Source organism: Sphaerospermopsis sp. FACHB-1094, assembly GCF_014696195.1.
Taxonomy (GTDB): domain Bacteria; phylum Cyanobacteriota; class Cyanobacteriia; order Cyanobacteriales; family Nostocaceae; genus Sphaerospermopsis; species Sphaerospermopsis kisseleviana.
On sequence record NZ_JACJPT010000145.1, the window covers coordinates 1 to 11109 of the forward strand.

The following is an 11109-nucleotide window of genomic DNA, read 5'->3' on the forward strand; positions in this document are numbered from 1 at the left end:
ACCGCCCTTCGACACCGCTCAGGACAGGCTCAGGACAGGCTCAGGACAGGCTCAGGACAGGCTCAGGACAGGCTCAGTACAAGTCGCTCAGTAACCAGACATTCTGATTCAGACAATTTCAATTTCCTCTGTCAGCAATAACAAGATAGGGGTTTGGCATTGCTAAACCCCTACATATTGTACCTACTGACTCGCTTTTTCTGTTAACTTAGTCAACACATCATTAGACCTTTCCACAAAAGACTTCATGCCCTCAGCGTCAAAGCCTTTTTGTGACATCAACGCTAAATCATAAACGTGCTGACAAATCATTTTTGTTAACTGCGCTGTGGGTGATTCTCCATCACCTTGAATAATACTTCCTTGGTTCAAGGTTAACAAGTTTTGAATCAAAGGATGGGCGGTATTTACTAACAAAATATGATCTTCAGGAAATTCTGCATTTTGCTGTTGCATCATGGCGTTCATATCTCGCAAACGACGCAAAATTTCTGGTAACAATACCATTGCTGGTGGTGTTCCTTGGGGATTATCTGATTTTAATGCCTCGGTACGAATATTAACTTTTGGTTTGTTGAGTGATTTTTCAAATAATTCTTTGATAATTTCACTCTTGGTTTTGTTGGTTGTGGGGTCTACAATTTCCCCTGATTTATCATCTAATAATGTGTTATCAATGTCAGAGTCTACCCGTGTAAATTTAACGTCCTGATATTCTCTTTCTAGGAAGTTAATAAAGTGGGTATCAATGAAGGAGTTCATAAATAGAACTTCTAAACCTTGGTTTTTGTGAAGTTCTACATAAGTCGCTTGACTCGCTTCATCGGTGCAGTAGAAAACTTTATTTTCGTGGCGTTCTTTGTTGCGTTCTAAATATTCTTTGAGGGTGGTATAAGGTAAGCTGGTGGTGTTTCCTGGGGTGACATCTTGCCAAACATCACTCTCAGAAGATTGTACTTCTACTGCGGGTGTTTCTGTTTTTTCTGCTTCTAATTTGGCAGTGGTGCGGAAAACGATGATGTCTTCAACTTGTTTCTTAAATTTCTCATCGTTGAGAACACCAAATTTAACGAATGTGCCTAAATCTTTCCAGGCGTTGATATATTTTTCTTTGTCGGTGCGATATAATTCTTTCAAGCTATCGCCGACTTTTTTAGCGATGTAATCACCGATTTTTTTAACTGTGCGATCGCCTTGTAATGCACTCCGGGAAACGTTCAAAGGAATATCTGTACTATCAATTACCCCCCGCATAGGTAGTAAAAATTGAGGAATAATTTCATCACAGTTATCACTTACAAAAACCTGATTACAGAATAACTTTGTTTGTCCTTTAGTGACATCCACATCAGGGCGCATTTTCGGGAAATACAAAATCCCGTTCACAATAAAAGGATAATCTGTATTTAGATGCACCCATAACAAAGGTTCTTCTTGGAAAGGATAAAGATAGCGGTAAAATTCCAAATAATCTTCTTTAGTTAAACTGCTAGAAGATTCGCGCCAAGGTGCTTTTTGTTTATTCAAAACTTCCCCATCTAATTTGATGGGAACTGGCATAAAATCACAATAGGTTTTAACTAAATTCTTAATTCTCGCAGGTTCTAAATATTCTTCCTCATCGGGCATTAATGTTAAAGTAATGGTAGTACCGCGAGAGGTGCGAGAAGATTCATCTAATGTAAATTCTGGTGAACCATCACAAGTCCAATGTACTGCTGTTGCACCTTCTTTATAGGATAGAGTGTCAATTTCGACTTTTTTCGCCACCATGAAGGAAGAATAAAAACCTAAACCAAAATGTCCGATAATTGGTTGATCGGCTTTTCCTTCATATTTGTGAATAAATTCTTCCGCACTGGAAAAAGCAACTTGGTTAATATATTTTTTGACTTCCTCTGTGGTCATTCCAATGCCATTATCAGAAATGGAGAGGGTTTTTTTATCTTTATCAATGGCAATGGTAATTTCTGGTTCACTGATATCTCCGTTGTATTCTCCTGCACGGGAAACCATTTTGATTTTTTGGATCGCGTCTACTGCGTTGGATACCAGTTCCCGTAAGAAAATTTGATGATCTGAATAGAGAGATTTTTTGATAATTGGGAAAATATTCTCAGTATGGATACTGATAGTGCCTTGTTCTAACATAGTTATCCGTGTGTTTGATTTACTTGCAGATAATTCTGAGGATCAATTTTCGTCTATATATGTCTTTTTTGAGGTAAGGAATACCTCTAAATAATGATTCGGATTACACTACCATGATAGGGGGATTGGTGACTAGGACTGGTGACTGGGAGGAGAATTGTAGGTAAATAATAGTAACAAAGTTAAGTAAGTGGGCGTTAAAAATTGTCGTTATGACAAGGGAACAGGGAATAGGTTTTTAGATATTTTACTTTTCGTTACATATTTCGGTTTTTTCTGTTCACTTACTTAGTGGATAATTTTAAGTAATCTTGAAGTGCTTATAATGCTTTGCAAAATTCAGAGAACAAGATACTTGACTCATAATTGAAAATCTGTTATAATTATATTCATCAAGAAAGACTATTTTAAAATTAAATGTAATGCAATAAACTATTATGCTATCAGTGGAAGAGTTAATTCAAGAAGCCTTATCTTTACCCAGTGCTACTAGAGTATTTTTAGTAGAAAAGCTAATTGAAAGTTTAGAATCGGATATTGATGGCAACATCCAAAAAATTTGGAATACAGAAGCTAAAAAACGCCGGGATGAAATTCGCAATCGTACAATTGAACCAATTTCAGGAGAGGTAGCTTTAGCGCAAATCAGAAAAATTTTAGAAAAATGAAATATACTTTTCATCCTGCGGCATTGACAGAATATTCAGAAGCCGTTAAATTTTATGCAGAAAATAATATTGAAATAGCACAAAATTTTATCAATGCTGTTGAAGATGCCATTTTTAAAATTATTGAATCCCCACAACGCTATCCAGTCATAGATCAAGATATTCATCGTTGCTTAGTTCGTAAATTTCCTTATGGTATCCTATACACCATAGAAGAAGAATATATTTTAATTGTTGCAATCATGCACTGTAGTCGAAAACCTAAATATTGGCAAGAACGATGAAAATAGATAGAGTCAAGTAAGTGGTTAAGAAGTCTGTTGTCATTCATATTGGATAGGTCTGCATAATTAGGAAAAAAATTTTGAAATTTCCTCCTGACTCCTGACTCCTATGCCCATGACTTACGTCACGCTGCGCGAACACGAAAAGACTTTCTCAGCAAACCCTAAGTAGATGGTGGGTTAAGCAAGAATTAACCCACCAGCAGCGTTTTTACACATCTGAAGATGCTTCTACTAACTTCACCGTCCTTTTCCCCACTGATACCTTAACTGATTGTTTTTTAGAGAATGTCAGACCATTTTCACCTTTATCTATAAAAATTGTATCTCCAGAAATAAAGGTATTTTCTAACAATTTGGTAGCGAGGGGGTTTTCGACTTCGCGCTGAATTGACCGTTTTAACGGACGTGCGCCATAAACAGGATCATAACCAGCTTCAACTAAATGGTCACAAGCTGCTTGGGATATTTCAAAGGAGATTTTTTGTTCTTTGAGTAGTTTTTCCACCCGTTTTAGTTGAATACGGATGATATGGCGCATTTCTGAACGACTGAGGGTATGGAATAGGATTAAGTCATCAACGCGGTTAAGAAATTCAGGGCGGAAGTGCGATCGCAAACCTTCCATCACTTTATTTCGCATCATATCATACTTTGAATCATCACCAGAAACATCAAGAATATGTTCGCTGCCGATGTTGCTAGTCATGACTATAACTGTGTTTCGGAAATCTACGCCCCTTCCTTGAGAGTCAGTAACTCTACCGTCATCTAACACTTGCAGCAGAATATTAAATACATCGGGATGGGCTTTTTCTACTTCATCTAGTAACACCACAGAATAGGGATGACGACGGATAGCTTCGGAAAGTTGACCACCTTCTTCATAACCGATGTATCCGGGAGGCGCACCCACTAACCGAGAAACTGAGTGTTTTTCCATGTACTCGGACATATCCAAACGCACCAAAGCATCATCAGAATCAAAGAGAAATTGAGCTAAGGCGCGGGCGAGTTCGGTTTTACCGACCCCAGTGGGTCCCATGAACAAAAATGAACCAATAGGACGAGATGGATCTTTCATTCCCGCACGAGCGCGACGAATAGCAGCGGAAACAGCAGCAACAGCTTCTTCTTGTCCAATAACTCTTTCGTGTAAATGGCTTTCTAATTTCAGTAATTTCTGGCGTTCTGACTCTAAAAGGCGGTTAACTGGTATACCTGTCCATTTGGCGACTATTTCCGCAATGTCAGCTTCGGTGACTTGTTCCCGTAGCAGGGTAGAACCTTGGCTTTGAATTTCTAATAACTGCGTTTCTTTAATTTCTCGTTCTCTTTGTACTCCTTCTAATTTGCCATATTTCAATTGAGCAGCTTTGTTTAAATCATAATCTCTTTCAGCTTGTTCAATTTGCACCCTGAGCGCATCTTCTTCTTTTTTTAAAGTGCTGATAGCTTCTAATAATTGCTTTTCTCCTTGCCATTGTTCGTTAAATGTTTGCTGTTTAACGGTTAAAGTGGCGATTTCTTGCTCTATTCTGTCTAAACGTTCCTTTGTTTGTGGTGTAGCTAGTTCTTCACCTGATAAGGACAGTTTTTCCATTTCTAGCTGCATCAAGCGTCTATCAATAGTTTCCAGTTCCGCGGGTTTGGAGGTGATTTCCATTTTTAATTTCGCTGCGGCTTCGTCTACTAAGTCAATAGCTTTATCAGGTAAAAACCGATCTGCAATATAACGGGCTGATAATGTTGCTGCTGCCACTAAAGCGGAATCGGAAATTTTAACGTTATGATGTACTTCATAACGCTCTTTTAAACCCCGTAAAATTGAGATAGTATTTTCTACGGTGGGTTGATCTACATATACCTGTTGAAAACGACGTTCTAAAGCTGCATCTTTTTCTATAAATTTACGATATTCGTCTAAAGTTGTTGCACCAATACAACGCAATTCACCACGGGCTAACATAGGTTTCAGTAAATTACCCGCATCCATTGATCCTTGTTGGTTAGAACCTGCACCGACAACGGTATGCAGTTCATCAATAAATAGGACTACTTGCCCGTTAGATTCAGTAACTTCCCGGAGGACGTTTTTTAAACGGTCTTCAAATTCACCACGGTATTTTGCCCCAGCGATTAAACTACCAATATCTAAAGATATCAATTGACGGTTTTTTAAAGACTCAGGAACATCACCATTAACCATTCTTTGGGCTAAAGCTTCGGCGATCGCCGTTTTGCCAACGCCAGGTTCACCAATCAAAACCGGGTTATTTTTGCTACGTCTGGATAAAACTTGAATTACACGCCTAATTTCATCATCACGTCCAATAACCGGATCTAATTTTCCTGCCTTTGCTTGTTCTGTTAAATCCCTACCAAAACGTTTTAAAGCTGGTTCATTAAGATCCGCAGATTCTTTTTCTCCTGCTTTTGTAGAAACTCTTTGAGTCACGCGAACATTTTTAACAGCAGTTTCTAACTTAGCAATATCAACATTTAAACCTTTAAATATCCGTCTTCCAATGCGTTCATCTTCCGCAAAAGCTAATAAAACATGACCTTCCGAGATTTCCCCTTCCTTCATTCTCCCACGAATTTCTTCGGCTCGATCTAGCAGCAAATCTAAATTTCTTCCCAGATACAACTGATCACTTTTAGCTACTTTGGGCTGACGTTTAGTGTAACCTTCTAATTGCTCCTGTAACCGAATCGGATCAATTTCCGCACGGGCTAAAATACCTGAAGTTACACTGCTAGATTCTTCTAAAAGGGCAAGAATTAAATGTTCTACTTCTAATTGTTGTTGTTGATAAGCGCGGACAATATCTTGAGATTTAATAACAGCATCCCAAGCTGTATCAGTAAATTTATTTGGATCTGTAGGCTGCATTTTTAAGATTTTAGATGTTTAGATTTTTAAGATTGACGATTTTAGGTTATAAATTGGTGATTGGCAAATAATCACAAGTTTATACAGACGATGGTGATGGTGGGACCAAGCCCACCCTACTCTAAGATAAGATACTTTAGACGAGAATTACTGACTAACCAACTGGGCTGGGGATTTTTCTGTTTCTGTTGTACCGTGAGTAGCCAGTTGAATCAATTCAACTTTATAACCATCGGGATCTTCGACAAAAGCGATCACTGTTGAACCGTGTTTCATAGGACCAGGTTCGCGGACTACCTTACCCCCACGGTTTCTAATTTCCTCACAGGTGGAGTAAATGTCATCTACTCCCAGGGCGATATGACCATAGGCGTTACCCAAATCATACTTTTCCACGCCCCAGTTATAGGTTAATTCTATCACAGTGTGGTCGCTTTCATCCCCATAACCTACAAAAGCCAGGGTAAATTCTCCACCTGGGTAATCTTTACGTCGCAGTAATTTCATGCCCAGGATATCGCAGTAAAATTGCAAGGATTTTTCTAGGTTGCCTACCCGCAACATTGTGTGTAGTAATCGCATATTCACCATTTTGATTAACTATTATATTTTATATCTCATCCTTATCAGAAATCTGACTTTTTCAAAAAACTGGGGATATTATTGTTACTTATTAAGTAAATTTTATCAGTGCTTGTGATATAATTTATTTTAATTTAAATGGAGGAAATCATCATGCTTTCATCACCTTTGATATTACATTTTCCTTCGTCAATGCCAATGACAGATGAACAATTTTTTGATTTCTGTCAGGAAAACCGTGATTTACGCATTGAGAGAAATAAATATGGAGAAATATCAATTATGCCACCAACAGGTTCAGAAACAGGGAATCGTAATTTTAATTTGTCTGGACAGTTATATGTCTGGTCTGAAAAAGATGGTACAGGAATTTGTTTTGATTCAAGTACAGGATTTAAACTTTCTACTGGTGCGGAACGTTCTCCTGATGCTGCTTGGATAAAATTAGAAAGATGGAATAAATTAACACCTGAACAACAGATAAAATTTGCTCCGATTTGTCCTGATGTGGTGATTGAGTTAATGTCCCCTTCTGATAATTTGCAACCTTTAAAAGATAAGATGTGGGAATATATGCAAGAACCAGGAATACAGTTAGGATTATTAATTGATAGAAAAAATCGGCACGTTTATATTTATCTTCCTGGGGAAGATGTAGAATGTTTAGAAAATCCTGATGTGGTGAGTTGTGAACCTGTTTTACCAGGGTTTGTTTTAAAGATGGGGAAAATTTGGTAGGTATAGATTTTTGTGAGGTTGTGCTAAAATTAATTTCACTTCAGATAGAGTAACTTATTATGCTTTCATCACCTTTAATATTACATTTTCCCTCATCAATGCCCATGACAGACGATCAATTTTTTGATTTCTGTCAAGAAAACCGTGATTTACGCATTGAGAGAAATAAATATGGAGAAATATCAATTATGCCACCAACAGGTTCAGAAGGCGGAAATCGAGAAGGTAGAATCATCCAACAAGTAATGAACTGGACAGATGAAGATGGTGCAGGAATAGCATTTTCATCTAGTGCAGGTTTTAAACTTTCTACAGGTGCAGAACGTTCTCCTGATGCTGCTTGGATAAAATTAGAAAGATGGAATAAATTAACACCTGAACAACAGATAAAATTTGCTCCGATTTGTCCTGATTTTGTGATTGAATTAAGGTCAGCTTCAGATAATTTGCAACCTTTAAAAGATAAGATGTGGGAATATATGCAAGAACCAGGAATACAGTTAGGATTATTAATTGATAGAAAAAATCGGCACGTTTATATTTATCGTCCTGGGGAAGATGTAGAATGTTTAGAAAATCCTGATGTTGTGAGTTGTGAACCTGTTTTACCGGGGTTTGTTTTAAAGATGGGGAAAATTTGGTAGGTATAAATAGGAAGATGCACGTTATTAGTTTTAGAATATTGAGGGAATATATAGAAAATCATGCAGATTCTCAGGAAGCACTAAACAACTGGTATAAGATTGCTAGTAAAGCTAAATGGTCAAACTTAATTGAAGTACAACAGGTTTTTCCAAAAGCTGAAGCTGTTGGTAACTTCACAGTTTTCAATATTAAAGGGAATAAATACCGATTGATTGTTAGCATAGATTATGAAGGACAATTAATTTATATTAAATATATTCTCACTCACCCAGAATACGATAAGGATAATTGGAAAAATGACCCTTACTTTTAATCCAGAAAAATACAAAGAATTATTAAACGCATATCTCCCCAGAATTATTAAAAATGAGGCAGAAAATGAACAAGCTTTAGCTATTGTAGAAGATTTAATGCACCGAGAACGCAGTCCTGAAGAAAATGAACTTTATCAATTGTTAATAACGTTAATAGAAAAGTTTGAACAAGAATATTATCAACCTGTTGAACAAAATAATCCTCTATCTCTGTTGTTGTTTCTTTTGGAGGAGTCTGGGAAAACTAAAGCTGATTTACAAGATTTTTTAGGTTTAGAAGGTGTGGTTGATGATATTTTGAATGGTAAGCAGACAATAAGTTTAGAAGTAGCTGAAAAGCTGGGAGATTTTTTTCATGTAGAAGCAGGTTTATTTCATGATTAGCTGGTATCTTAATCTTGTAAATTCTCTAAATCAGCTAAATCTTGTAATCTCCCTGATGCTTGTTTATTTAATTTCAAATTTTCTAAATCAATAAAATTAACAAAAATATTATCAATTTTTATCTCTATTCTGGCCTGATAACAGGTTGTAAAGTCTATTCCATCTGGTGTAGTAATTAAATCAATGCGATTAGGAGGATAACCTAATTGAATAATTTGATCAGCGCATTGGAAATCTTCAGCAGTTAAACCCAAACTACCAAAACCAAATTCCACTAATGCCTTCATCAGGTTTTCAGCATTTTCCTGACTCATTTCGATCCAAATATCAATATCTTTGGTATAGCGAGGGTGTCCATGAATGGCTACTGCATAACCACCAATTACTAAATACTTTACTTGATTATCGTTTAATAATTGTATAAACTCTTTGAAATCTTGGTTCAACATTGTACTGATATTGGTGATATTCCTGACGAATTTGTTCTAGTGCTTCTAAACGTTTTTGATATGATTGCTTCTGCCAATAATAAAAATCGCTTTTCTGTTGTTTTTGATTAATTTTAGTAACAACTTTTTCCATTATTCATTTCAATAAAGTGCTATCCATAAAATTATAACTCATGAGTAGCATCTTGCAAACCCCTGTATTTTATAAATCAATATTTCCGCTTTTCGCTTTTTCCACTTTCTCAACTTGCTTAGGTACTTCTATTGTGTAAATTTAGGTACAGTTTATCCTTCTATTATTTTAATCTCTTCTGGTGTTAATTCATAAAGTTGATAAACCATTTGATCAATTTCTGCTTCTAATTCGCTTGTATCTGCATTTGGATCTGATTTTTTAGCTGTGAGAATTTGATCAACTAATTGTGTCAGAATGTCTTGATCAAGATTAGAAATTTGAGGAATAGGGATTTGTTCAAAGTATTGAGGTTTTACTTCAAGATAACCTCCACTTCTGACAACACAAATATTTCTCAAAAAATACCAAATTAGCCGAGAATTAAGGATACCAAGTAAATATTTTTCCTTGACACTTATTGGTAAAAATACTGCTGGTGCATTGAGATAAGTACCTGATTCATCAAAACAAAATTTATTTGAGTTTTGCAGATTAGGAAATATAATTTTAGGTTGGGTAAACAAATCATAGTAAGCACAGTTTCTTAATTCCCACCAATATTGACCTTTGTCATATCTTTTTTTAGCTTTTTTCTGAAAATTTAATAGATGCTTAAAAATACTTGAGTATTGTTTTTTCATCCTTTCTAAAGCGTCATCTTCTGTTAGCTTACCAAAATTTAATTGTGTAGATTTACTGGCAAATATTATCATCCATTTATCAGCAGATGGAGTAACCCATTTTTTAATGTCTTTACCATCAAAAACAGGTTTTAATTCTGGATCATTAGACATTTTTTTATTAATGATAAAAGCCTCATTTAAACCAGTTAATATACCACGATAACATTTACCAAATATATCTATAATTCGATTATTTTTATTGAGTTTATTTAATAATTCTTGCTCACCATCATTTCTAAAATGCCATACCTCACCTAATAATGATTGATGAGAAATTCGACTAAAATGTTCGGGGTTAAAAAGATTTACCCTGTCATCATATAGAGTTTTATTAACTTTAATAAAATCAAAACTTTCATGAACATTATAAGATTTGGAAGCAAGAAAAATAATTGTATAAGTAGTAGCTTCATCAAATACAACTACGGAAGTAAAATCTAAATACTTGTCAATGGTAAAATTTTTGATCACAAAATCTCTTAGTATCTTACCAGCAGTTGTTTTATCATAAGTATTGTTAATAAAACAGAATTTACCTTGATTGGCTAAAATTGAATGTGAAACCTCATAAAAATAATAAAATATATCTCCAGCAGTAGCAAAGGTAGTAAATTTATTTTTTAGATAGATTTTTAAATATCCTAATTCTTCTGATCTAATATAAGGAGGATTACCAATTACTACATCAAAACCAATAAAATCACCATCATTATTTAATACTTCAGGAAACTCAAAACGCCATTCAAAAGCATAAGTGTAAATTTTGCCATTTTCTATTTCTTCAATCTCAACCCGTAACTTATCAATTTCATTATTTAACTGACTAATTCTTTGAACCCGCAGTTTTTTCTCATCTTCACTTTCTTCTAGTAATAAGGTTTGATTTTCCAGATTGTAAACTTCCCCCTCTAATTGTCTTAATTTAGTTTTATTATGATCACTTAATCCCAAAGTTGTTTTCAAATTACTTTTAATATCGTTAATCAATTTGTTCATTGCTCTTTTTTGTTCTCGATTTTCAGCGTTGCGGTAAGTTTGCACAGCATTTCTATAAATTTCAATACTGTAATTACTTTTATTTAAAGCAACTCGCAAATCAGCATCTAACGCAAAACGACTAATTAAAGAATTACCACATTT

12 protein-coding genes are annotated in these 11109 nt (G+C 35.4%); 6 read left to right on the top strand and 6 right to left on the bottom strand.

Annotation, left to right across the window (positions count from 1 at the left end):
* Positions 1-183: 183 nt before the first annotated feature.
* Positions 184-2151, bottom strand: a complete 1968-nt coding sequence (gene htpG, locus H6F47_RS24890; RefSeq protein WP_190651485.1) for a molecular chaperone HtpG — start codon at positions 2149-2151, stop codon at positions 184-186.
* A 437-nt stretch (positions 2152-2588) separates the two neighbouring features.
* On the opposite strand from htpG, the gene H6F47_RS24895 reads away from it, so the two are divergent.
* Positions 2589-2819, top strand: a complete 231-nt coding sequence (locus H6F47_RS24895) for an addiction module protein (RefSeq protein ID WP_190346933.1) — start codon at positions 2589-2591, stop codon at positions 2817-2819.
* Positions 2816-3103 (top strand): type II toxin-antitoxin system RelE/ParE family toxin, encoded by a 288-nt coding sequence (locus H6F47_RS24900; RefSeq protein WP_190651488.1) that lies wholly within the window; start codon positions 2816-2818, stop codon positions 3101-3103. The genes H6F47_RS24895 and H6F47_RS24900 overlap by 4 nt, the downstream gene beginning before the upstream one ends.
* 211 nt (positions 3104-3314) lie before the next feature.
* On the opposite strand, the gene clpB is transcribed toward H6F47_RS24900, so the two are convergent.
* Together clpB and gloA are read right to left on the bottom strand one after the other, a co-directional pair.
* Positions 3315-5999 carry an ATP-dependent chaperone ClpB gene (gene clpB, locus H6F47_RS24905; RefSeq protein WP_137667526.1) on the bottom strand — a complete coding sequence of 895 codons (2685 nt, stop codon included), beginning with the start codon at positions 5997-5999 and terminating at the stop codon, positions 3315-3317.
* Positions 6000-6146: 147 nt separating this feature from the next.
* The gene (gene gloA, locus H6F47_RS24910) at positions 6147-6581 is read right to left on the bottom strand and encodes a lactoylglutathione lyase (protein ID WP_096566329.1); all 435 of its coding nucleotides are present in this window, start codon (positions 6579-6581) and stop codon (positions 6147-6149) included.
* A gap of 153 nt (positions 6582-6734) precedes the next feature.
* Here gloA and H6F47_RS24915 point away from each other — a divergent pair, with 153 nt between their 5' ends.
* Genes H6F47_RS24915 through H6F47_RS24930 form a run of 4 tightly spaced genes read left to right on the top strand, consistent with a single transcriptional unit; the run spans position 6735 to position 8662 of the window.
* On the top strand, positions 6735-7319 hold the full coding sequence (locus H6F47_RS24915; RefSeq protein WP_096572594.1) for a Uma2 family endonuclease: 585 nt from the start codon (positions 6735-6737) through the stop codon (positions 7317-7319).
* Between the two features lie 59 nt (positions 7320-7378).
* Positions 7379-7963, top strand: coding sequence for a Uma2 family endonuclease (locus H6F47_RS24920; RefSeq protein ID WP_190346935.1), 585 nt, complete (start codon positions 7379-7381; stop codon positions 7961-7963).
* 14 nt (positions 7964-7977) lie between these two features.
* The gene (locus H6F47_RS24925; RefSeq protein WP_096572595.1) at positions 7978-8277 is read left to right on the top strand and encodes a type II toxin-antitoxin system HigB family toxin; all 300 of its coding nucleotides are present in this window, start codon (positions 7978-7980) and stop codon (positions 8275-8277) included.
* A complete protein-coding gene (locus H6F47_RS24930; RefSeq protein WP_190651490.1) occupies positions 8261-8662 on the top strand; it encodes a hypothetical protein in 402 nt (133 codons plus the stop codon). The genes H6F47_RS24925 and H6F47_RS24930 overlap by 17 nt, the downstream gene beginning before the upstream one ends.
* Before the next feature lie 8 nt (positions 8663-8670).
* Here the strand turns inward: H6F47_RS24930 and H6F47_RS24935 are convergent, their stop codons facing one another.
* The 3 genes from H6F47_RS24935 to H6F47_RS24945 all read right to left on the bottom strand — a co-directional run.
* Positions 8671-9111 (bottom strand): DUF6036 family nucleotidyltransferase, encoded by a 441-nt coding sequence (locus H6F47_RS24935; protein ID WP_096566333.1) that lies wholly within the window; start codon positions 9109-9111, stop codon positions 8671-8673.
* A complete protein-coding gene (locus H6F47_RS24940) occupies positions 9065-9244 on the bottom strand; it encodes a hypothetical protein (protein ID WP_096566335.1) in 180 nt (59 codons plus the stop codon). The genes H6F47_RS24935 and H6F47_RS24940 overlap by 47 nt, the downstream gene beginning before the upstream one ends.
* Before the next feature lie 152 nt (positions 9245-9396).
* Positions 9397-11109, bottom strand: a 1713-nt coding sequence (locus H6F47_RS24945) for a TaqI-like C-terminal specificity domain-containing protein (protein WP_206755162.1), incomplete at its 5' end; no start/stop codon positions are given.

Bases quoted from the DNA above. Each gene is read 5' to 3' on its own strand.
- htpG (WP_190651485.1), bottom strand. From the start codon at position 2,151: ATGTTAGAACAAGGCACTATCAGTATCCATACTGAGAATATTTTCCCA.
- H6F47_RS24895 (WP_190346933.1), top strand. From the start codon at position 2,589: ATGCTATCAGTGGAAGAGTTAATTCAAGAAGCCTTATCTTTACCCAGT.
- H6F47_RS24900 (WP_190651488.1), top strand. From the start codon at position 2,816: ATGAAATATACTTTTCATCCTGCGGCATTGACAGAATATTCAGAAGCC.
- clpB (WP_137667526.1), bottom strand. From the start codon at position 5,999: ATGCAGCCTACAGATCCAAATAAATTTACTGATACAGCTTGGGATGCT.
- gloA (WP_096566329.1), bottom strand. From the start codon at position 6,581: ATGCGATTACTACACACAATGTTGCGGGTAGGCAACCTAGAAAAATCC.
- H6F47_RS24915 (WP_096572594.1), top strand. From the start codon at position 6,735: ATGCTTTCATCACCTTTGATATTACATTTTCCTTCGTCAATGCCAATG.
- H6F47_RS24920 (WP_190346935.1), top strand. From the start codon at position 7,379: ATGCTTTCATCACCTTTAATATTACATTTTCCCTCATCAATGCCCATG.
- H6F47_RS24925 (WP_096572595.1), top strand. From the start codon at position 7,978: ATGCACGTTATTAGTTTTAGAATATTGAGGGAATATATAGAAAATCAT.
- H6F47_RS24930 (WP_190651490.1), top strand. From the start codon at position 8,261: ATGACCCTTACTTTTAATCCAGAAAAATACAAAGAATTATTAAACGCA.
- H6F47_RS24935 (WP_096566333.1), bottom strand. From the start codon at position 9,111: ATGTTGAACCAAGATTTCAAAGAGTTTATACAATTATTAAACGATAAT.
- H6F47_RS24940 (WP_096566335.1), bottom strand. From the start codon at position 9,244: ATGGAAAAAGTTGTTACTAAAATTAATCAAAAACAACAGAAAAGCGAT.